The sequence below is a fragment of the Catenulispora sp. GAS73 genome (assembly GCF_041262085.1).
Taxonomy (GTDB): domain Bacteria; phylum Actinomycetota; class Actinomycetes; order Streptomycetales; family Catenulisporaceae; genus Catenulispora.
In genome coordinates, this window is record NZ_JBGCCM010000003.1 from 248555 (window position 1) to 270287 (window position 21733).

At 70.9% G+C, this 21733-nt stretch carries 19 protein-coding genes and 1 pseudogene; 13 read left to right on the plus strand and 7 right to left on the minus strand.

All coding sequences use genetic code 11. The annotated features are described in order from the left end of the window. Window positions 1-31: 31 nt before the first annotated feature. The 3 genes from ABH935_RS06070 to ABH935_RS06080 all read right to left on the minus strand — a co-directional run bounded on the left by ABH935_RS06070 (window position 32) and on the right by ABH935_RS06080 (window position 1484). Window positions 32-580, minus strand: coding sequence for a hypothetical protein (locus tag ABH935_RS06070; RefSeq protein WP_370376762.1), 549 nt, complete (start codon window positions 578-580; stop codon window positions 32-34). 1 nt (window position 581) lies between these two features. Then, window positions 582-938: a PadR family transcriptional regulator gene (locus ABH935_RS06075; protein WP_370376763.1), complete on the minus strand. Its 357-nt coding sequence runs from the start codon at window positions 936-938 to the stop codon at window positions 582-584. A 102-nt stretch (window positions 939-1040) separates the two neighbouring features. After that, window positions 1041-1484 carry a VOC family protein gene (locus ABH935_RS06080; protein ID WP_370376764.1) on the minus strand — a complete coding sequence of 148 codons (444 nt, stop codon included), beginning with the start codon at window positions 1482-1484 and terminating at the stop codon, window positions 1041-1043. Between the two features lie 259 nt (window positions 1485-1743). Between ABH935_RS06080 and ABH935_RS06085 the strand changes: the two genes are divergently transcribed. Beyond that, window positions 1744-2232: a VOC family protein gene (locus ABH935_RS06085; protein ID WP_370376765.1), complete on the plus strand. Its 489-nt coding sequence runs from the start codon at window positions 1744-1746 to the stop codon at window positions 2230-2232. A gap of 26 nt (window positions 2233-2258) precedes the next feature. Further along, a pseudogene (locus tag ABH935_RS06090) lies at window positions 2259-4016 on the plus strand (AAA family ATPase); the annotation flags it as partial. On the opposite strand, the gene ABH935_RS06095 reads toward ABH935_RS06090, so the two are convergent. Beyond that, window positions 3977-4351, minus strand: a complete 375-nt coding sequence (locus ABH935_RS06095) for an alpha/beta hydrolase (RefSeq protein ID WP_370376943.1) — start codon at window positions 4349-4351, stop codon at window positions 3977-3979. The pseudogene ABH935_RS06090 and the gene ABH935_RS06095 sit on opposite strands and share 40 nt — an antisense overlap. 241 nt (window positions 4352-4592) lie before the next feature. Between ABH935_RS06095 and ABH935_RS06100 the strand changes: the two genes are divergently transcribed. The 3 genes from ABH935_RS06100 (at window position 4593) to ABH935_RS06110 (ending at window position 6632) form a co-directional block, all read left to right on the plus strand. After that, entirely contained in the window at window positions 4593-5672 is a 1080-nt protein-coding gene (locus ABH935_RS06100; protein WP_370376766.1) for an alpha/beta fold hydrolase, read from the plus strand. Continuing rightward, window positions 5669-5869, plus strand: coding sequence for a hypothetical protein (locus ABH935_RS06105; protein ID WP_370376767.1), 201 nt, complete (start codon window positions 5669-5671; stop codon window positions 5867-5869). Before ABH935_RS06100 ends, ABH935_RS06105 begins: the two co-directional genes overlap by 4 nt. Before the next feature lie 124 nt (window positions 5870-5993). After that, window positions 5994-6632 (plus strand): TetR/AcrR family transcriptional regulator, encoded by a 639-nt coding sequence (locus ABH935_RS06110; RefSeq protein WP_370376768.1) that lies wholly within the window; start codon window positions 5994-5996, stop codon window positions 6630-6632. Window positions 6633-6742: 110 nt separating this feature from the next. On the opposite strand, the gene ABH935_RS06115 is transcribed toward ABH935_RS06110, so the two are convergent. Continuing rightward, a complete protein-coding gene (locus ABH935_RS06115) occupies window positions 6743-6946 on the minus strand; it encodes a hypothetical protein (protein ID WP_370376769.1) in 204 nt (67 codons plus the stop codon). Window positions 6947-7232: 286 nt separating this feature from the next. Here ABH935_RS06115 and lanKC point away from each other — a divergent pair, with 286 nt between their 5' ends. The 4 genes from lanKC (at window position 7233) to ABH935_RS06135 (ending at window position 13853) form a co-directional block, all read left to right on the plus strand. Next, window positions 7233-9851 carry a class III lanthionine synthetase LanKC gene (gene lanKC / locus ABH935_RS06120; protein WP_370376770.1) on the plus strand — a complete coding sequence of 873 codons (2619 nt, stop codon included), beginning with the start codon at window positions 7233-7235 and terminating at the stop codon, window positions 9849-9851. 5 nt (window positions 9852-9856) lie between these two features. Then, entirely contained in the window at window positions 9857-10012 is a 156-nt protein-coding gene (locus tag ABH935_RS06125; protein WP_370376771.1) for a SapB/AmfS family lanthipeptide, read from the plus strand. A gap of 176 nt (window positions 10013-10188) precedes the next feature. Then, window positions 10189-11826, plus strand: a complete 1638-nt coding sequence (locus tag ABH935_RS06130) for an ABC transporter ATP-binding protein (RefSeq protein WP_370376772.1) — start codon at window positions 10189-10191, stop codon at window positions 11824-11826. A 200-nt stretch (window positions 11827-12026) separates the two neighbouring features. Beyond that, window positions 12027-13853, plus strand: a complete 1827-nt coding sequence (locus tag ABH935_RS06135; protein WP_370376773.1) for an ATP-binding cassette domain-containing protein — start codon at window positions 12027-12029, stop codon at window positions 13851-13853. Here ABH935_RS06135 and ABH935_RS06140 read toward each other — a convergent pair. Continuing rightward, window positions 13746-14408, minus strand: a complete 663-nt coding sequence (locus ABH935_RS06140) for a response regulator transcription factor (RefSeq protein ID WP_370376774.1) — start codon at window positions 14406-14408, stop codon at window positions 13746-13748. The genes ABH935_RS06135 and ABH935_RS06140 overlap by 108 nt on opposite strands. A gap of 302 nt (window positions 14409-14710) precedes the next feature. Continuing rightward, window positions 14711-15832, minus strand: coding sequence for an NAD(P)-binding domain-containing protein (locus tag ABH935_RS06145; RefSeq protein ID WP_370376775.1), 1122 nt, complete (start codon window positions 15830-15832; stop codon window positions 14711-14713). Between the two features lie 265 nt (window positions 15833-16097). On the opposite strand from ABH935_RS06145, the gene asnB reads away from it, so the two are divergent. From asnB to ABH935_RS06165, 4 genes are all read left to right on the plus strand, one after another. Next, window positions 16098-17939, plus strand: a complete 1842-nt coding sequence (asnB, locus tag ABH935_RS06150) for an asparagine synthase (glutamine-hydrolyzing) (RefSeq protein ID WP_370376776.1) — start codon at window positions 16098-16100, stop codon at window positions 17937-17939. Between the two features lie 118 nt (window positions 17940-18057). After that, a complete protein-coding gene (locus ABH935_RS06155; protein WP_370376777.1) occupies window positions 18058-19644 on the plus strand; it encodes a beta-N-acetylhexosaminidase in 1587 nt (528 codons plus the stop codon). Between the two features lie 27 nt (window positions 19645-19671). Next, window positions 19672-20715 (plus strand): GNAT family N-acetyltransferase, encoded by a 1044-nt coding sequence (locus ABH935_RS06160; protein ID WP_370376778.1) that lies wholly within the window; start codon window positions 19672-19674, stop codon window positions 20713-20715. Further along, window positions 20715-21731 (plus strand): GNAT family N-acetyltransferase, encoded by a 1017-nt coding sequence (locus ABH935_RS06165; RefSeq protein ID WP_370376779.1) that lies wholly within the window; start codon window positions 20715-20717, stop codon window positions 21729-21731. The genes ABH935_RS06160 and ABH935_RS06165 overlap by 1 nt, the downstream gene beginning before the upstream one ends. The last annotated feature ends 2 nt before the right edge of the window (window positions 21732-21733 follow it).

The following is a 21733-nucleotide window of genomic DNA, read 5'->3' on the forward strand; positions in this document are numbered from 1 at the left end:
AGGCAGCGCTAGAGACGGTTGAGACGGCGCGTCAGACTGCCGCAGTCTGCCGTCCCCGCGTCGGCCGGGGCAGCAGCCGCCACAGGCGCCCGCACGCGATGGTCCCGGCCAGCCAGACCACGTACACCGCCGGCGTCCACGCGCCGCCGGAGTGCGAGACGCCACTCTGATCGACGGTGAACGTCAGCGGGCTTTGCAAGTAGCTGACGCCGCTCCACGTGAAGATGCCCGTCCCGTGCGCCGCGGCGAGGCCGTTGCCGTAGGCGTTGGCGGCTTCGCTGAGGACGTAGTTCAGTAGCAGCGGCACCAGGGCGACGAAGTACGCGGCGGCTACCCAGGAGTGGTGCGGTCGGTCGCCGTACTCGGCGCCGAGGTACTCGCGGGCCAGGGCGCCGCTGCTGCCGATGCGGCGTAGGGCTTCGCCGGTGCCCTGGTCGGCCGCGGCTTCCAGGAGATTGGCGCGGACTTCGCGGCGCTTGGCTATGCGCGAAGCGCGCGGGAGGTCGTAGAGGCGCTGGTCGAGGGTCCAGACCAGGCGTTCGATGCGGATCCGGTCGAGCGGCGTCAGCTTGTGCGGCATCTCAGGTGCCTTTCTCGGGCGAGTCGGGAAGCGGACGAGCCAGGACGGCCTCGACCCCGGCCACGTGCCGCGCCCAGGCGGCGCTCGCGGCGTGCAGGGAGTCGAGGCCGGCCGGAGTGAGCCGGTAGTACTTGCGGGCCGGGCCGCTGGGGGAGGGCACCAGCCGGGTGGCCAGGCGTCCTTCCCGCTCCAGGCGCGTGAGCGCCGGGTAAACCGTGCCTTCGAGCACGTCGGCGAAGCCCGCCGCCTGCAGGCGCTGCGCCACCTCGTAGCCGTAGGACTCCTTCTCGGCCAGCAGGTGGAGCAGCACCATCGACAGCACGCCCTTGAGGAGCTGAGGGTCATGGCTGGTGGTCACAGCTACTAGACTGCGCCAACTACTAGGCATAGTCAAGTAGTGGGGCCGGATGATGTTCTGACGCCTCGACAGCGAAGCGTCAGAACACGAAGCGCCGGTCGATCAGTTGATGTCGAACTCGTTCCCCTCGGGGTCCTTCATCCCGACCGCGTAGTGGTCCAGGCCGTCCTGCTGCATGACGACGGTGATCCTGGCGCCCAAAGCCACCAGGCGCTCGGCCTCGGCGTCGACCAGCTGCTTCCGCTTCTCGATCGGGTTCGACCGCCCGCCGCTGGCATGGATGTCGAGGTGCAGCCGGTTCTTCACCGTCTTCGGCTCGGTGACCACCTGGAACCAGATCGCGGGCCCGCCGCCCTGCGGATCGCTGATCCGGTTCGCGCCGCCGACCAGTTCCTCCTCCGGCACCCCGAGTTCGCGGTAGAAGTCGTTCCAGGTAGCGAACCCGGCCGGCGGCGGGGCGAGTTCGTAGCCGAGCGCCGCGGCCCAGAAGCGGGCCAGGCGGTCGGTGTCGGTACAGTCGATCACCAGCTGGTATCGGACAGCCATCGCAAGTCCTTTCCTCGGCCACGGGGCTTCCCTGCGCCACGCGGCATCCCGCACCATGGTGTCCTCCACCTCCGACACCCCTGGACCCCCTGGACCTCCTGGACCTCCTGGACCCCTCGACCCTGGCCCCCGGCCCCCTGGACCCCCTGGCCCGGGTACCCACCAGGGTTCACCCCTGGGGTGATCGGCCCGTACTCCCGGAATGGTTGTCGGCGGATGCCGACCGGCATGCCGCTGGGGCGAGGGAGCGGACAAGACGATGGTGGATTTCAAGCTGGAGGTCGTGGTACTCCCGGTTTCCGACGTGGACCGGGCCAAGGATTTCTACACCAAGATCGGCTTCCGTGAGGACGTCGACTACTCCGGGCCCGGCGGCTTCCGGGTCGTGCACCTGACGCCGCCCGGGTCGGCGGCCTCGTTCATCATCGGCAGCGGGGTCACCGAGGCGGCGCCGGGGTCCGAGCGCGGGGTGCACCTGGTCGTGGCCGACGTGGTCGCGGCGCGCGCCGAGCTGGTCGCGCACGGCGTCGAGGTCAGCGAGGTGTTCCACGACGCCGGCGGCGTCTTCCACCACGCCGGCACCGTCGACCGGGTCGCGGGCCCGCACCCGGAGCGGCAGTCGTACGGGTCCTTCGCCTCCTTCACGGACCCGGACGGCAACGTCTTCGTCCTGCAGGAGGTCACCACGCGCCGCCCCGGCCGGGGCGACTACGTCGTTTACAGCTCGCCCGCCGACCGCGAGGCCTGAGGCCAGTGGATTCCATCGGCATGGCGATGGTGGGTCGGCAGGCCGAGCAGGCCGAGCTCGCGGCGTTCGTCAAGGCCACCGCGGGCCAGGCGCTGGTGCTTCGCGGCGAGACCGGCGTCGGCAAGAGCGCGCTGCTGGGCCTGGCCGCCGACCTGGCCGAGCAGGAGGGGCACCTGGTCGTCCGGGCGGCCGGCGTCGAGGCGGAGTCCGAGCTGCCCTACGCCGGGCTGCACCAGTTCCTGCATCCGCTGCTCACCGACGTGGCCGGGCTCGACGACGGCAACCAGGCGGTGTTCGACGCCGTCTTCGGCCGCACCGAGGGCGAGCCGCCGTCGGTCATGACCCTCGGCATCGCCGTTCTCAGCCTCCTGTCCCTGGCCGCCGCGCGCCAGCCGCTGCTGCTGGTCCTGGACGACGGCCAGTGGCTCGACGACTCCAGCGCCGACATCTGCGGCTTCGTCGGCCGGCGCCTGGCCGGCAGCCCGGTGAAGCTGCTGGTCGGCGTGCGGACCGACGTCGCCTCGCGCTTCGACACCGCGGCGTTGCCCGAGCTGCCGATCACCGCGTTGAGCGACCAGGACGCCGAGCACCTGCTGACCCAGCGGTTCCCGGTGCTGGGCAAGCGGGTCCGGCTCATGGTGCTGGAGCAGGCCCGCGGCAACCCCCTGGCGCTGCTGGAGCTGCCCGCGCACCTCGGCGGGCGGCCCGGCGATCCGGCGCTGGACGTCCTCATCGGTGAGCACGGCATGCCGCTGCCCCGACGGCTGCAACGGCTGTACGGCGCGCGCATCGCAGGGCTCAGCGACGCTGTGCGCGCGGAGCTGCTGATGGGAGCCCTGGACGGCGCCGGGACGCGGCTCGGCCGCGCGGCCGGCGCGGCGGGTGGCATCGGCGGGCTCGGTGCGGCGCCGGGCGCGCGCTACCGCATGCGCGATGCCGAGGAGGCCGTAGCCGCCGGGCTTCTGGAGATCGACCTGGTCGGCGGTGAGTACGCGTTCCGTCATCCGCTGGTGCGCTCGGCGGTCGTGCAGATGGCGACTCCGAACCAGCGTCGCGCAGCGCACAAAGCCCTAGCGCACGTCCACCGCGAGCAGTTGGAGCGCCGCGCGACGCACCTGGCGGCGGCGACCGTCGACCCGGACGAGGAGGTCGCCGACATCCTGGAGGCGGCCGCGGAGTCGGCGACCCGGCGCGGCGGCGCTTTGGCCGCCGTGGCCTGGCTGACCCGCGCCGCCGAGCTCAGCGTGGAACACACCGGCCGTTCCCGGCGGCTGGCCGACGCGGCGTTCGTCGCCGGGCACGCCGCGCGCCTCGGACAGGCGCACGGGCTCGTTCAGTCCGGCCTGGCGCCGGGTTCGACCGACTCCCCGGCCTCGGTGCTGGCCTCGGCGTATCAGGCGCTGTATCAGGATGGCGACGTTCTTTCCACGCACCGGCAGGTGGCGTCGGCGATCGAGCGGCAGCGTGATGCGGGGTCGCGCGAGAACGACGAGGTCTTGACCCGGCTGGTGAACCTGTTGCTGGCGATCAGCCAGTACGCCGGTGACCGCGCGGCCTGGGAACGGACGCATGCGCTGCTGGACGATCTGGGCAGCCAGGTGAGCGAGCACTCGCGCCTGTTCAGCGACGCCTGGAGTGACGTGGTCCGGCACGGCGCCGGGAGCGCGGAGGTGGTGGAACAGGCTGCTGCGAAGCTCGTGGGGCAGGAGCCGTGGGAGGTCTCGCGGCTGGCTGTGGCCGCGTATCACCTGGACATCCTGAGCCAGTTCCGTCCGCATCTGCGTGCGTGGCGCTGGTCGCCGCTGCTGTCGGTCGATACCGAGACTCCGGCTGCCGCGGGCAGCGGCGCGATCGCCACTGCGGCCCGGGCCAGGCCGGCGTCGAGGAGTTGCTGGGCGATGAGGCCGCCGACCGAGTGCCCGATCACCACCGGTCGGCTGTCCAGGGCGCGGACCGCCTTCTCGTAGTGCGCGGTGAGTTCGTCGATTCCGAAGCCGCCGAGCGGTCCGGGGCGGCTGCGGGCCTGCGCCACGGCGTCGGCCTCGCCGGGCCGGTTCGGCACGTGGACGTCGTAGCCGTGCGCGGCGAACCGTTTCGTCCAGCCCTCCCAGGACGACATGTGAAGCCACACACCGTGGATGAGGACTACGGGGATTCGATTCACGGCCAGGCCTTCCGGTTGCGCACGACGTTCGGCCGTCGGCTGGTGTCGCGGCGGCTCCTCCAGCGTCCGTCATGGGGGGCTCGGCGGGAAACAGTCGGATGACTGAATGCGACGGCCGGCGTCATGTGACTGATGTGCGGGGCCGGTGGTGCCGAAGAGAGTGGAGATGCCAGAAGACATCCAGGAAGGACCAGACATGATCAACAGGAGAACGTTCACCAAGGCGGTCGGGCTCGGCGTGGGGGCCACGGCGGTGTCCGCCGGTGGCGCCTCCGCCGCCTTCGCGAGCGGCTCCGGCTCCGGTGTCGGCGCCTCGGCCTCGGCCGGCCGCAAGGTCCCGGTGATCCCGACGATCGCCCCGGGTACGCACACCACGTTCTCGGACCTGAAGCAGGTGCGGGCCGGGGTGCTGGACATCGGCTACGCCGAACTCGGCCCGAGGCACGGGCCGGTGGCGATCCTGCTGCACGGCTGGCCCTACGACATCCACAGCTTCGTCGACGTGGCCCCGCTGCTGGCCGACGCCGGCTACCGGGTGATCGTGCCCTACCTGCGCGGACACGGCTCGACGACGTTCGTCTCGCCGTCCACCATGCGCAACGCGCAGCAGTCGGCGATCGCGCTGGACATCATCGCCCTGATGGACGCGCTGCACATCCACAAGGCGGTGCTGGCCGGCTTCGACTGGGGTTCGCGGACCGCCGACATCCTCGCGGCGCTGTGGCCCGAGCGGGTCAAGGCCCTGGTCTCGACCAGCGGCTACCTGATCACCAACGTGGCGGCGCAGAAGAACCCGCTGCCGCCGAAGGCCGAGCAGGTCTGGTGGTACCAGTACTACTTCGCCACCGACCGCGGGCAGACCGCGATGCGGACCCCGGCCGACCGCGACGCGCTGTGCCGGCTGGTGTGGGACGACGTGTCGCCGACGTGGCACTTCGACGACGCGACCTTCGCGCGCACCGCTGCGGCGTTCACCAACCCGGACTACGCGGCGATCGTGATCCACAACTACCGCTGGCGCCTGGGGCTGGCGGACGGCGAGCGCCGCTACGACCGGTACGAGCAGCTGCTGGCCGCCAAGCCGAAGATCGCCGTGCCGACGATCACCGTCGACCCCGCGCTGGACCCGTTCCTGGCCTCGACCGACGGCAGCGCCTACCGCGCGTTCTTCACCGGTAAGTACGACCACCGCGTGTTCAGCGCCGTCGGGCACGACGCTCCGCAGGAGGCGCCGACTGCGTTCGCGCAGGCTGTTGTCGATGCGGATCACCTGTGAGCGACGTGCATGAGCCTGAGCACCAGGCCGCGCAGGACGTCCGGCAGGCCCGCTTCGGCGCGCTGCCCGACCGCGTCGCCTTTGAGGACATGGTCCAGGAGACGCCCGCGTTGCCGGCGAACCAGGCGGTGGATTCGTACGATCCCGACGGCGTTGGAGTCCGGTTCTCCTGTCTGGCCGCTGATCTGGGGCTCTGACGACGACGCTGTGACCATGGCGGCGGGTGTCGCGGCACCCGCCGCCTTCCCCATTCGACAGTAATATCCCTACTTTCAATATGTGTAACAAGCGGCCAAAGCCGATGCCTGCCATAGTGGGGACATGGCCAAGCGCACCTACACCTCGACCGTCCGGGCCGCGGCGGCACGGGAGACCCACGCCGCGATCCTGAAAGCCGCGGAGAGCCTGTTCGTGGAGCGGGGTTACGTGCGCACCACCGTCGCCGGCATCGCCGAGCGCGCCGGAGTCGCGCTGAACACCGTCTACACCAGCGTCGGCGGCAAGCCGGCGATCGTGGAGGCGCTGGCCGTCGAGGGCACCGAGGACGAAGAGGTCCAGGCCGCGCTCGCCGCCGTCCACGACACGACCGACCCGGCGGAGGTGCTGCGCCGCACGGCCGAGAGCACCGCCGCCATCACCCGCCGCCACGACGCGATCATGACGGTCCTGCTCGACAACGCGACCGCCGACCCGGCCGTGGCGGCGGCAGCCGACCAGGCGGTCAGGCGCTACCGCGAGCGCCTGAGGGTCATCGCCGAGCACCTGGTCTCACTGGGAGCTGTCGAGACCGACGTGGCCCGCACCGAACAAGTCCTCTGGTTCTACTTCGGACAGTCGGCGTGGAAGACCGTGCGCGGCTTCGGCTGGAGTTGGGCCGACAGCGCCGCGTGGCTGGCGGAGCAGGCTGCTGCGTCGCTGCTCGGGCCGAAGGCTCAGGAATCTCAGGACGCTCAGGCGTGATGGTTTCAGGCAGTAGCACGCCGGTCGCGCTGACGGAGCAGGAACGGCTGAGATTCGCGCGGAGCTGTTCCTCAGTGCCAGGACCGTCGAGTGACACCTTCGGAAGGCGTTCAGCAAGCTGCCATCCCGACCAGCATCATCTCCGGGACCCGGCCGGAGTAAGCGAAGTCGGACTCGGCCTCGGCCCCGGCGGCGCGCGCGACCTGCAGCCGGCTGTCCTGCGCGGCCTGCGTCGCCACGTGGTCCAGCAGCGCGGACTTGCCGATGCCGGCCTCGCCGCGCAGCACCAGGACCCGGCTCTGTCCGTCGCGCACTTCGCGCAGCCGGCACCATCCTACGAATGATCTTGGGCCGGCGGTATCCGGCCGACGCGGCGTTGAGCAGGCCGAATGAGAGTGCTGACACCGGTTACACCGCGCGGCCGCCTGGATACCCCGCGTTTCCGGAATGAAAACAGGGCACAAGTCACTACTAAGTCATATCGTGGCGATGCGCTTCGCATGGGCTAATCATGACGCCACGCACTTTCACGCCAGCTGCCCTGTGACCAAAGTGGTCTTCGACCGAGACGTTCGCAGAACTCGAAGACGAGGCCGCCGCATGGATGACCGTTACGAGGCGTACACGATGCTCGACCGGCATTTTTTCGATGCCGCTCGGGCCGTCGTGCCTGCCGCGCACGGCTTCGCCGCGGCGGAACGGGAACTGCCGGCGGGCTGGCGGCGGCGCGGGCAGGACGACTGGACGGTCGTCGAGCCGGTGCCGCTGGAGCTGCCGGGGCAGGGGTGGAAGATCCACGCCTCGGCCACGGTCACCGGTGCCGAGGAAGTGCTCGACAGAGTCTTCGAGTACTGCGTTCCCCGCGGCATACCGTTCAAGTTCCTGCGTTCGCCGGCGGCGCTGCTGGCGCGGGTGTCGAAGTACGCCCCGCGCGGCTACTCGGGCAAGTTCGTCACGATCTACCCGGCGGACGACACGGCCTGCGAGCGGATCCTCACCGAGCTCGGCGAGCTCCTCGACGGGCTGCCGAACCCGTACATTCTCAGCGATCTGCGATGCGGCGCCGGCCCCCTGCACGTCCGCTACGGCGCCTTCGCGAACCGGTACACCGTCTCGGAGAACGGGTCGGTGGTGCCGGCGATGGCCGCTCCCGACGGGACCCTGGTCCCGGACCGGCGCACGCCGGTGTTCCGGACGCCGCCGTGGGTGGAACTGCCGGAGTTCCTGGCGCCGCACCTGGCCGCGCGCAATGCCGTGAAGCTCACGGATATGCCGTACACCGTGGAGAAGGTTCTGCATTTCTCCAACGGCGGCGGGATCTACGTGGGCCGTGATTCGCGGACCGGCGACGAGGTCGTGCTGAAGGAGGGACGGCCGCACTCCGGGCTGGACGCTCGCGGGGCCGACGCCGTGCAGCGGGTCGAGCACGAGTACGCGATGCTGCGGCGGCTGGAGGGCATACCGGGCTTGCCGCGTGCGCGTGACCTGCTGTGGGTCGGCGAGCATCGGTTCCTGGTCATGGACTACGTCAAGGACGGCGTTCCGCTCAGCCGGGTGATGGGGGTCCGCTATCCGCTGACCGACCCCGGCGCCACGGACGAGGACCGTCAGCGGTACGCCGACTGGGCCCTGGACATTCACCGCCAGGTCAGCGAGGCCCTGGACGCCATCCACGAGCGCGGCGTCGTCTACGGCGACCTGCACATGTTCAACATCCTGGTCCGCGACGACGACACCATCGCGCTGCTCGACTTCGAAGTGTCCTGCGAAGCCGACGCGACGGCGCGGCCGGGGCTGGGCAACCCCGGGTTCAGCGCGCCGGCGACGGTCACCGGTGTCGACCGGGACCGGTACGCGCTGGCGTGCCTGCGGCTGGCGCTGTTCCTGCCGCTGGCGAACATGGTGTGGCTGCATCGTCCCAAGGCCCGGGAGTTCGCTGAAGTCATCGCAGAGAACTTCCCGGTGTCGGCTGACGACCTCGCTGAGGCGGTGGCGGTGATCACCGGCGTCGAGGACCGGGCCCGGCCGCTCGCGCCGAACGTGCCGGTGCGGATCGAGGCGGGGCCTTCGCAGTGGCCTGCGATGCGCGACGAGCTGGTGCGGGCCATCGAGGCCAGCGCTACGCCGGAGCGTGACGACCGCTTGTTCCCCGGCGACATCAGGCAGTTCTCTGTCGGCGGGCTCGGGCTGGCTTATGGCGCGGCCGGCGTGTTGTATGCGCTGGACGTGACTGGCGCCGGGCGGTTCCCGCAGTACGAGGACTGGCTTGTGCGGCACGCCAAGGATCCGGGCAGCGGTGCGCGGCCCGGGCTGTGGGAGGGCCTGCACGGCGCCGCCTTCGCGCTGGACCACCTCGGCTATCGCAGCGAGGCGTTGGACATCGTCGAGTCCTGTCTTCGCGACAAGTGGGAGGCCTATCCCTCCGATCTCGCCGGTGGTTTGTCGGGGATCGGGCTCAACCTGCTGCATCTTGCCGAACGCACCGGCGATGCCTCGCTTTCCGCGGCCGGCCTGCGGGCGGCGGAGATCGTCGCCGAGCGGCTCGCCGCCCCGGACACCGCGCCTGCTGTCTCCGGTCGCGAGGGCTTCCACGCCGGCCTCACCCGTGGGTACTCCGGGCAGGCGATGCTGCTGCTGCGGGCCTTCGACACCGTCGGCGACACACGTTTTCTGGACTCCGCGGCCGAGGCGCTGCATCGGGACCTGCGGCGCTGCGTGGTGCGCGACAAGGGCGCCATGCACGTCGACGAGGGCTGGCGGACGCTGCCGTATCTGGACGTGGGCAGTGTCGGGATCGGTCTGGCGCTGGACGCGTACCTGGCGGTGCGGCCCGACGAGGCCGACGCTGACCCGCAATTCCGCGAGGCCGTCGAGACCATTCCCATGGCCGCGCGTTCTCCGCTCTACGCGCTGCCGGGCCTGTTCTCCGGACGTGCCGGAACCATCCTCTACCTGGCCGGCCGTACCCCCGAGCGGCACCGCGACCCGGTGCTCGCCGCGCAGGTGCGGAGCCTGACCTGGCACACGCTGCCGTACGGCGGCGGCACCGCGTTCCCCGGCGGCATGCTGATGCGGCTGTCGATGGACCTGGCCACCGGGACCGCCGGCGTGCTGCTGGCGCTGGGCGCGGTGCTGCACGACGAGCCGGTTCACGCACCGCTGCTCGCCCCCCGAATCTCCCGTGCCGACCGGCGCGGGGAAGCCGAAACTGAAAGGTGACGGACATGACCGAAGAGATGACCCTCATGGACCTGCAGGGCATGGAGCAGGCCGAGACCGACAGCTGGGGCGCCAGCGGCCACGGCGGCGGCGGCGAGTCGGAGCTGAGCCTGACCGGCTGCAACGGCCACAGCGGCATCAGCCTGCTCTGCGACCTCTGATCGAGCACCCCGCTGGGGTGACCGGACCGGCTCGCACGCCGGCCCACCGATGAGCGCGGCGGCCCCGGACGACTGACATTCGCCCGGGGCCGCCGGCTTGGGGGCGGTCGGGAGACCGCCCGCCATGCCTGTCCATCTGTATCCATGACACCCGACCTCGGAGGCCGCGTCCAGATATGAGCGCTTACACAAGCGCCGTACGCCACGGTGGTGCCTGGTTGCCCGCGATCGGCTTGGCCGCGCTGGGCTCCACGGCGGTCACCCTCGCGGTGCCGGACGTGCTCGGTTCCGCCGTGGACGCCGCCGCGGCCGGGCACGGTGTGGGCGGGAAACTGCTGCTGGCCGGGGCGCTGATGGCTTTCGGCGTGCTCTGCGACATGACCGCCGGGTACGCCTCCGCCGCGTGCATCGCCGGGACAACGGCGTGGCTGCGAGTGCGGATGACGCGCCGTGTCCTGGACGCCGGCCCCGCGAACACCGGCGGCTTCTCGGCCGGCGACCTGCTCGGGCGGGTCTGCGGCAACGCCGCCGACGCCGGGCGCGCCGGTCCCGGCGCGGTCAGCGCGGTGACCGCGATCGCACCGCCGGTCGGCAGCCTGGTGCTGCTCGCCGTCATCGACCCCTGGCTCGCCGTGGCGTTCCTGGCCGGGACCGTCGGCGTGATCCTGGTCCTGCGGTCTTTCACCCGCGGCACCACGCGCGTGTTGCGGACGTACCTGGAGATCCAGGGCCGCATCGTCGGACGGCTGGTGGAATCGCTCGGCGGCATCCGCACGATCGCCGCCGCCGGCACCGCCGCCGCCGAGCGCGACCGGATCCTGGCCGAGCTTCCGGAGTTGCACGCGGCTGGGCGCGCCACGTGGCGGGTCCTGGCGCGCTCGACGTTCCAGGGCTCGGTGCTCGGCCCGGCGACGCTCGCCGCCGTCCTGGCGGTCGGCGGCCTGGAGCTGGTCAGGGGCCGCATGACCCCCGGCGAGCTGTTCGCCGCCAGCCGCTACGCCTCCATCGGCACCGGCCTCGGCGGCCTGACCGCGGTGTTCGCCGCCGTCGCCCGCTCCCAGTCCGGCGCGGCGCGCGCCGCCGAGTTGCTGGAGCTGCCAGAGGTCGGATACGGCGCCCGGGCCCTCCCCGAGGGCACCGGCGAGCTGACGTTCCTCGGCGTGTCCTGCGGCAGGCTGCGCGACGTGGACCTGACGGTTCCCGGCGGCGCGGCGGTCGCCGTGGTCGGCCCCTCGGGCTCGGGCAAGTCGGTCCTGGCCACCCTCGCCGCCCGCCTGCGCGACCCCGACGAGGGCGAGGTCCTGCTGGACGGCGTCCGCCTCCCCGAGATCGCCCACGACGAACTCCGCGCCGCCGTCGGCTGCGCCTTCGAACGCCCGACCCTGGTCGGCACCACGGTCGCCGACGCCATCGGCCCGAACCTGGAGCGCTCGCGCATCGAGTCCTCGGCGCGGGCGGCGCGAGCGGACGCCTTCGTGCGGCTGCTGCCGAAGGGATACGACACACCGCTCGCCGACGCACCGATGTCCGGGGGAGAAGCGCAGCGGATCGGACTCGCACGAGCCTGGCAAGCGCACCGCCTCCTGGTCCTCGACGACGCCACCTCCAGCCTCGACACCGCCACCGAAGCCCTGATCAGCGAGGCGCTACTCGGCGGCGCCCGCGGCCGCACGCGCCTGATCGTGACCCATCGAGCGGCCACGGCGGCCCGCGCCGACCTGGTGGTGTGGCTCGACGAAGGGCGCGTGCGCCGGGTCGGCCGCCACGACCGGCTGTGGCAGGACGCGGCGTACCGGGAGGTGTTCGCGGCATGAGGCGGCGGATGGGGATGGGCTCAGGGCGCCTCGGCGGGGCATATCTCTCTGGCGACACCAACGATTCCGCTCGGCTTGGGCTATCCCGAGAGTCTGGCGGCGCGGGCAACTCAGGTCGGTCTGGTGAGGCTGTCCCCGCAGGCCGTGGCCGCGAGCTGCGGTTCGCGTTCGGAACGGTGCGCCGGTCCTCCATCATCGCTTTGTCCTGCTGGTCCCTGCTTGAAGTCCCCTCCTCCGCACTGTCCGGCATCGCCGTCGCGCACGCCCTCGACGACGGCTTCCTCCGCCACCGCACCGGCGTCGGCCTGGCGTGGATCGGCGTGCTCCTGGCCGCTGCGACGCTGGCGGCGCTCGGCGCGCGCAGGGTCTTCGCGCTGCTCGGCAACTTCGTGGAGCCGCTTCGGGATGTGCTTGTCCGGCGCGTTGTGGATGCCGCCGTCACGCGCGGTGTGGCCGGCGAGCGCGATGGCGGCGCGACCGCGCGGCTGACCCGGCAGGTGGAGACCGTGCGTGACTCGTTCGCGGGCATCATTGTTGCAGTGCGCGGATTCGTCGTTGCGGCGCTGGGGACCGCAGTCGGCGCGTACGCGCTGGATCCGCTGATCGCTGCCATCGTGTTGCCGCCGTTTGTGGCCGGGTTCGTGCTGTTCCTCGGGGTGCTGCGGGTTGCCGCCGCGCGACAGCGCGCCAGCGTCCTGGGTGAGGAGAAGGTCGCCGCTGCGGCCGGTCCCGTGCTGGCGGCGGTGCGTGATGTGGCGGCCGGCGGAGCTGAGCAGTACGCGGCGGATCTGGTGCGGGGGCCGGTCGTCGCGCAGGCACGCGTCGAACGCAGGCTCGCGCGCACCGCCGCGTTGCGCCAGCTCTGCTTCGCCGTGGGCGGCTGGCTGCCCGCGCTGTTGCTGCTGGCGGCGAGTCCGGCGCTGCTGCGACGCGGGCTGAGCGCCGGCGCTCTGGTCGGGGGCTTGACGTTCGTGGTGACCGGGCTCCAGCCGGCGCTTCGCGGTGTCATCTCGGGGCTCGGTGACAGTGGTCTGCGATTCTCGATCACGATGGCGCGACTGTTGGACGCCGCCGTGCCGATCACCGTGCTGCGGGAAACCCCGGCCACGCGGGCCACGCTCGGCACCCCGGCGGCCCCGGCACCGACCCTCCACACCGACTTCGCCACCCGCGGCCTCACCCTCCGCGCCGTCACCTTCGCCTACGGCCCCGCCTCCGAACCGGTCCTGCGCGACCTCGACCTCACCGTCGCACCCGGCGAGCACCTGGCCGTCGTCGGTCCCAGCGGTATCGGCAAGTCGACCATGGCCGCCCTGATCTGCGGCCTGCGCCCCCCGGACGCCGGCGCGGTCCTGCTCGGCGGCGCCGATGCCGCATCCCTCGCACCGGATCACCTCGCGCGTCTTCGGGTTCTGATTCCGCAGGAGGCCTACGTCTTCGCCGGCACGCTCCGGCAGAACCTGTCCTACCTCGCGCCGCACGCCCCCGACGGACGGATCGCCGCCTCCGTCGACGCCGTAGGCGCCGCGCCCCTCGTCGCGCGCCTCGGCGGCCTGGACGCGACGGTCGCCCCGAACGAGTTGTCCGCCGGAGAGCGCCAGCTCCTCGCCCTCGCGCGGGCCCACCTGTCGTCGGCGCCGCTGGCCGTCCTCGACGAGGCGACCTGCCACCTCGACCCCATCGCCGAACGCCGCGCCGAGCAGGCCTTCGCCGAGCGGGGCGGCACGCTGATCGTCATCGCGCACCGGCTCAGCTCCGCCCTGCGCGCCGAGCGCGTCCTGGTCCTGGACGGCGTCCGCGCCGACGCGGGCAGCCACGACGAGCTCACCGCACGCTCCGCGCTCTACCGCGAGCTGCTGGCGCACTGGACGGCCGCACCGGGACCCGGACCGGGACCCGGACCCGGACCCGCGCCGATCTCAGATCCACCCCTCGTCCCGGGCGATCCGCACCGCCTCGATCCGACTGCGCGCGCCGGTTTTGGCGATGGCGCGAGACAGATAGTTGCGAACAGTGCCGTTACTTAGAAACAACTCCGCCGCGATCGCCTTCGTCGGCGCGCCGTCCACCGACTTCAGCAGCACCTCCCGCTCCCGGTCGGTGAGGGGGTTGTCGACGGCCGACAGCGCCGCCACCGCCAGCTCCAGGTCCAGCACCGGTTTGCCGTCGACGATCCGGCGCAGCCCGTCGACCAGCTGCGCGGGGGAGGCGTCGACGGTCAGGAAGCCGGTCTGCGGGGCCAGCCGGGTCAGCACCGCCAAGGTCGCGGCCCAGCGCTCCACCAGAATCAGGACCTTGATGTCCGGGCGGCGTTCGCACAGTTGGGCGCACACCGCGTCCATGGCCGGGTCGCCGGGCAGCTCGGCGTCCAGCAGGATGACGTCCAGCCGGCGCCGCCGCACGGCCGGCCACACGTCCTCCAGCCGCGTGGGCCGCACCACCACCCGGAAATCGCCCTCCCGGCCCAGCAGCGCGGCCAGCCCTTCTCGCCACAGCACGGCCCTTTGCGCCAGCGCGATGTCGATCAACGTCGCCCCCAGTCCACAGCATCGGCGGTCCTTCCCCGGCACGCCGGACCGCATCGCCGATCACGTTCCGCCCCCGCGCAGTGACGCTCAGCCTAGCCAACCGATACTGTCCCCGAAAATGCCGTGGAGCGAAATAATCGTCGGATTCTTGCTAGGTGCTCATCTGCGGCTACGACCGCGCCGACCTGGTGTCCCGTGAATACACGATCGTACGCGGCAGTGCGATCGGTGATTTCCTGGTGACTATTATTCGCAATTTATTTCGAAGTCGCGGACGGCGGTCGCGCCCCATATCAGGACCCTGAGCCTCCAGCCGCTGACGGCCGTCGGTTACCGGACGGAAACGTTCGACCACGCTAAGCGGCGAGCGCTTCTGCGCCGCGCCCCGACAACAGCCGCCGGATGTCCCGGACCGCCTCGCGCCCGGCGCGGTTGGCGCCGACAGTGCTGGCTGACGGACCGTACCCCACCAGATGCAGCCGCGGTTCCAGGACGACGCGCGTCCCGTCCATCGCGATGCCGCCGCCGGGGGCGCGCAGCCGCAGCGGCGCCAGGTGGTCCAACGCCGCACGCCAGCCGGTGCACCACAGGATCACGTCCGCCTCGATCGAGCCCGGCGCGCCGCCGGCCGGAGCGTCCCAGGCGACCCCGTCGGGCGTGATCCGGTCGAACATCGGCAGCCGGTCGAGCACCCCGGAGCGCTGCGCCTCGCGGATCGCATCGGTGACCGGCAGCCCGGTGACGCTGACCACGCTCTCCGGCACCAGCCCCGCGCGCACCCTGCGCTCCACCATCGCGACCACCTCACGACCGTACTCCCGCGTGAACGGCTCGTCGCGGAACGCCGGCTCCCGGCGCGTCACCCACGTCGTCGAGGCGCCGGCCGCGGCGAGCTCGCTGAGCAGCTGGATCGCGGTGATCCCGCCGCCGACCACGACCACGCGCTGACCGGCGAACTCCTGCGGCCCGGGGTAGGTCGCGGCGTGCAACTGACGTCCCCGGAAGGTCTCCCGGCCCGGGTAGTACGGCCAGAACGGCTTGTTCCACGTGCCAGTGGCGTTGATCACGGCGCGCGCGGCCCAGGTCGCGGAGTCGGTCTCGACCAGAAGCCGCTCATCGGGCCCGTAACGGACCGCCCGCACTGCCACCGGCCGGTGCACGGCGAGCTGGAAGTGCTCCTCGTACTGCGCGAAGTAGCGGGGGACCGCGACGGAAGCCCGCTCCTGCGGTGACGGCGGTTCGAAGGCCATCCCGGGCAGGTCGAAGATGCCGTTGACGGTTTCCATCCGCAGCGAGGGCCACCGGTGCTGCCACGCACCGCCGGGCGCCGGGTCGCCGTCCAGGAGCACGTAGCCGGCCTCGGGCTCGAAACCGGCTCTGCGCAGGAAGTAGGCACTCGACAAGCCAGCCTGTCCGGCACCGATCACCACGACGTCCGTCGCTCGCGCGTCCTCGTTCACGGTGGGTTGAACAATCAAGCCGCGGCATTCCTTCCGCGCGGATGACCTGGAAGGTCTCCACCACTGCGTACCCAAGAAGCGAATCAGGCCATGTATACACACCGTGACGAATCCAGTGAAATCCGTGGTCGTCCGGGTCGTGCGTCGATATCCGTATATAGACGCTGTAACCGCGCCGTAACGTGTTCCGGCCAAACGTTCACCAGCCGCCCCCTCCGCCGGTGGCAGAGATAATTAGCAAGGGTAAATATCTAAGGGTCACCGGTCGAAAGGAAGAAACATCATGTGTGGCATCACCGGCTGGATCTCCTACGAACGCGACCTGCGCGATAACGCGCCCACCCTGGACGCGATGACCGCCACCATGGAATGCCGCGGCCCTGACGACCGCGGGACCTGGATTGACGGTCCGGCCGCGCTCGGGCACCGCCGTCTGGCCATCATCGACCTGCCCGGCGGCCGGCAGCCGATGACCGCGGAGGTCGGCGGGCAGAGTGTGGTGATTGTTTATTCCGGCGAAACATACAACTTCACCGAGCTGCGCGCGGAGCTGACCTCGCGCGGGCACCGCTTCACGACCGACTCGGACACCGAGGTCGTGCTGCGCGGCTACATCGAGTGGGGCTCGGCCGTCGCCGAACGCCTCAACGGCATGTACGCCTTCGCGATCTGGGACGGACGGGACCGCAAACTGCGCCTGATCCGCGACCGCATGGGAATCAAGCCCCTGTATTACTCGCCGACCCCCGACGGTGTCCTGTTCGGCTCCGAGCCCAAGGCGATCCTCGCCAATCCGCTCGCCGAGCGGGCCGTCGGGCTGGAGGGCCTGCGCGAGCTGTTCGTGTTGGTCAAGACGCCGGGGCACGCGTTCTGGTCCGGCATGCGCGAGGTCGAGCCCGGCACCGTGGTCACCATCGGACCCGAGGGCATCCGCACCGACGTCTACTGGACGCTGACGACCCAGCCGCACGGCGACTCCCGCGAGGAGAGCATCGCGCATGTCAGGGAGCTGCTGGACGACATCGTGCGCCGGCAGCTCGTCGCCGACGTCCCGCGCTGCGTGCTGCTCTCCGGCGGCCTGGACTCCTCGACGCTCACCGCGCTGTCCGCGCGGCAGCTGGCCGTGACCGGCGAGAAGATCCGCAGCTTCGCCGTCGACTTCGTCGACCACGCCAAGAACTTCGTCCCGGACCCGATCCGCGCCGACCCGGACACGCCGTTCGTGCACGCGGTCGCAGAACACTCCAACACGGTCCACCAGGACATCGTGCTGGACGCCGAGTCGCTGACCGACCTGGACGCCCGCCGCACCGTGATCCGGGCCCGTGACATGCCGGCCGGCCTCGGCGACATGGACACCTCGCTGTATCTGCTGTTCAAGGAGATCCGCGACCATTCGACGGTCGCGTTGTCCGGGGAGTCCGCCGACGAGGTGTTCGGCGGGTACCAGGACTTCTTCAACGAGGAGGCCCGGTGCGGCGGGACCTTCCCGTGGCTGGTGAAGTACACCGAGAACTTCGGCGACGACATGGGGCTGCTGCGTCCCGAGCTGCGTCAGGCCATGGATCTGCAGAACTATGTGCAGGAGTGCTACGACGCGGCCGTCTCGACCATCGAGCGGCTGCCCGGCGAGAGCGACTTCGACTATCGGATGCGGCGGGTCTGCCACCTGTACCTGACGCGGTTCGTGCGCTTCCTGCTCGACCGCAAGGACCGGCTCAGCATGGCCGTCGGTCTGGAGGTGCGCGTGCCGTTCTGCGACCACCGCCTGGTGGAGTACGTCTACAACGCGCCGTGGGCGATCAAGTCGTTCGACGGCCGCGAGAAGTCGCTCCTGCGCGAGGCGGCCGCCGAGGTGCTGCCCCGCTCGGTGTACGACCGCGTCAAGAGCCCCTACCCGTCCACGCAGGACCCGCGCTATGCCATCGCGCTGCGCTCGCGCGTCGCCGATCTGCTGTCCCAGCCGTCCCACCCGGTTTTCGACTTCGTCGACCCGACCACGGTGCGCCAGCTTGTCGACGACTCCGGGTCGGCGATCCTGCAGTCCTCGCGCCGGGGGCTGGAGCGGACGCTCGACATGGCGCTCTGGTTGGAGATGTACCGGCCGACGGTCACCTGGTCCTGAGCACGGCAACCGGTTGCCCACGGTGGACCGTGCCTGACCGAGCGTTGACCGCGTACCCGACCCGCAGTACGGTCACGGACGACGGAGGCGAGTTAAGCAACTTTACTTTGGTGGGTTCATGAGAGTCCTGATGTTCCGCCGAACACGGCTGGCCCTGCTTGCCGCCGTCGTCGCGCTCGGTATGACAGTGTTCGGCGCCGCCGGGGCCACGTCCCCGGCGGCCGCCGCCTCGTTCCCCAACGTCGTGGTGCCGGTTCCGGTCTCCGAGTCGGCGAACGGCTCGACGTTCACGCTCGGCTCGGCCGCGACGCTGACCGCCGACGACGGAGGAGTCGGCGGCTACCTCGCCGGGATCCTGCGCGCCTCGACCGGATACGCGCTGCCGCTCACCGTCGGGGCGACGACGCCCGGCACGATCGCGCTGTCCCTTTCGGGTGCGCCCTCGACGGTCGGGGCCGAGGGGTATCAGCTCACGATCACCGCGTCCTCGGTGCGCGTCCGGGCGAACACCGCGGCCGGCCTGTTCCACGGCGCGCAGACCTTCCTGCAGCTCCTGCCGGCCAAGGTGATGAGCCCGACCGCCGTGACCTCGGTGGCGTGGAAGGCGACCGGCGGCACGATCGTCGACTACCCGCGCTACGAGCACCGCGGCGCGATGCTGGACGTGGCCCGGCACTTCTTCACCGTCGCGCAGGTCGAGCACTACATCGACGAGCTGGCGCTGTACAAGGTGAACTACCTGCATCTGCACCTGTCGGACGACCAGGGCTGGCGCATCGCGATCAACTCCTGGCCGAACCTGGCGGCCTACGGCGGCTCGACCGAGGTCGGTGGCGGCGCCGGCGGGTACTTCACGCAGGCCGACTACACCGCGATCGTGAACTACGCGGCCTCGCGCTACATGACCGTCGTCCCGGAGATCGACACGCCGGGACACACCAACGCCGCGCTCGCCTCCTACGCCCCGCTGAACTGCAACGGCGTCGCGCCGCCGCTCTACACCGGCACCGACGTCGGCTTCAGCTCGCTGTGCACCTCGCTGCCGCTGACCTACACCTTCCTGGACCAGGTCGTCGGCGAGCTCGCGGCCCTGACTCCGGGCCCGTACATCCACATCGGCGGCGACGAGGCCAGCTCCACGACGCAGAGCGACTACGTGTCCTTCATCAACCAGGTGCAGCAGATCGTCGCCAACCACGGCAAGGCGGTCATGGGCTGGCACAACATCGCCGCCGCGACCCTGGCGCCGTCCACGGTCGCGCAGTTCTGGGACACGAACAACTCCAACAGCGCGCTGGCCGCCGCGGCCGCCACCGGCACGAAGATCATCATGTCTCCGGCCAACCATGCCTACCTGGACATGAAGTACACCAGCAAGACGCCGCTGGGCCAGAACTGGGCCGGCTATGTCGACGTGAACAAGGCCTACGGCTGGGACCCCGGGAACTACCTGACGGGCATCAGTTCCTCGGCGATCGCCGGCGTGGAGGCGCCGCTGTGGTCGGAGACCCTCGTCACCTCGGCGAACATCGACTACATGGCATTCCCGCGGCTGCCGGCGCTGATGGAGCTCGGCTGGTCGCCGGAGTCGACCCACAGCCAGTCGGCCTTCGACGCGCGGCTCGGCGCGCAGGGGCCGCGCTGGCACGCCATGGGCATCGACTACTACAAGTCGACGCAGGTCAAGTGGCCGACCGGATCTTGAGGGGCGTGATGCTCTAGCATCTTCGGAATGCGGGGAGATAAAAGCAGTGCCCTGATGTCGGTGGAGATCGGCCCGTTCGATCCGTCGTCCGCCACCGACATCGAATTGGCCGAGAGCTACGCGGTGATGTCGGCGGTCATGACGGAGGACCATCCCGGGCAGGCTCTGCCGCCGTTGGAGGAGTACGTCGCGCTGATCCGCCGGCCCCGGACGGCGTTGGGGCCGATGAGCCGCTGGGTGGCGCGGGAGGCGGGCCACATCGTCGCCGCCGCCTCGGTGAGCCTGCCGGAGAACGAGAATCGCCACCTGACGATCGTGCGCGTCATCGTTCCACCGGAACGGCGCCGCCAGGGTATCGGCACCGCCCTGCTACGGGCGGTGCTCCCGGCGGCGGTCGCCGACGGCCGTACCGTCGTCGTGGGGACCGGCGTCAAGGCTGAGGCGTCCGGCGAGTTGTGGGCCCGGGAGCTCGGTTTCGTACGCACCGAGGCTTACGTCCGCCAGTTCTTGACGATCGCCGATGTGGACCCGGCGCTGTGGGAGCGTCCGGTCGCCGAGGGCTTCCGGTTGGAGCGCTGGACTGGCGCGGTGTCCGAGGCGTTGCTTGAGGAATACGCACGTGCTCGCACCGCTATGCTCGACGCCCCGCACGGTGAGTCGGCGGTGGAGTTCGAGGACTGGACGCCTGAGCGTGTCCGCGAGCACGAAGCGGACCATCGGGCCCGGGGCATCGAGAACCGCGTCGTGGTGGCCGTGCACGAAGACAGCGGACGCGTGGCGGCCATGACCGAGGTCGAACTGTGGGCCAGCCAGCCAGGTGAGGCTGCCCAACAGGACACCGTCGTCGCCGCCGACTTCCGGGGACGCGGCCTCGGCTTGGCCATCAAGGGTGCCATGCTGCGCTGGCTGACCGCCGACCGGCCCGCGATCGGACAGGTCTGGACGCACACGGTCCACGACAACACCCACATGATCCGCATCAACCACGCGCTCGGCTATGTCACCACGGCGGCGTTGGCGTACGTCGAAGTCGGCGCGGACGAACTCGTCAAGCGGTTGGAGGCCCGATAGTGCCCGTCGAGATCAGCCCGTTCGACTACGCGTCCGCCACCGACACCGATCTGGCCGAGAGCTACGACGTGACGATGGCCGTGGCGAACGACGACTATCCCGGCGAACCGAGGCCGACGCTCGACCAGTATGCCCAGATGGCTCGCAGACCCGCGGGCTTCTGGGGCCCGGTCCGGCGCTGGGTGGCGCGGGAGGACGGCCACATTGTCGCCACGGGGTCGGCGACGTATCCGGAGCATGAGAACCGGCACGGGACGATCACCGGAGTCGCCGTTCGGCCGGACCGGCGTCGGCAGGGCATAGGAACCGCGCTTCTGCGGGCGATGCTGCCGGACTTGCGCATCGACGGACGCACCGTCGTCATCGGCTACGGCCTCAAAGCCGACGCCGCCGGCGAGTTGTGGGCCAGGGAACTGGGCTTCGTGCGTACTCAGGCGAACGCACGTCAGGTTTTGACGATCGCCGACGTCGACCCGGCATTGTGGGAGCGTCCCGTCGCCGACGGGTTCCGCCTGGAGCACTGGACCGGCGCCGCGCCCGAGGCTCTGCTGGCGGAGTACGCGCGCGCTCGCACCGCCATTCAGGACGCGCCGCAGGGGGATTCGACGCTCGCGTTCCCGGAATGGACGCCGGAGCGGGTCCGCGCCGAAGAAGCGGACATGCTGGCCCGGCGCTCCGAGGTTCACGTGATCGCGGCCGTCCACGAAGCCGACGGCCGCGTCGCGGGCTTCACCGAGCTCGAACTGGTGGCGACCCGGACCGACGCCGCCTTCCAGCTCGACACCGCCGTCGTGGCCGAGTTCCGGGGTCACGGCCTTGGGCTGGCGGTCAAGGGCGCCATGCTGCGCTGGCTGACCGCGCAGCGTCCGGCGATCGGGACCGTGTTCTCCTCCAACGCCTCCGACAACACCCACATGATCCGCGTCAACCACGCCCTGGGCTTCGTGACCAAGGCGGTGATGGCCGACGTCGAACTGGACGCGGCCGAGCTCGTCAAGCGGCTGGACGCCCACTAGGG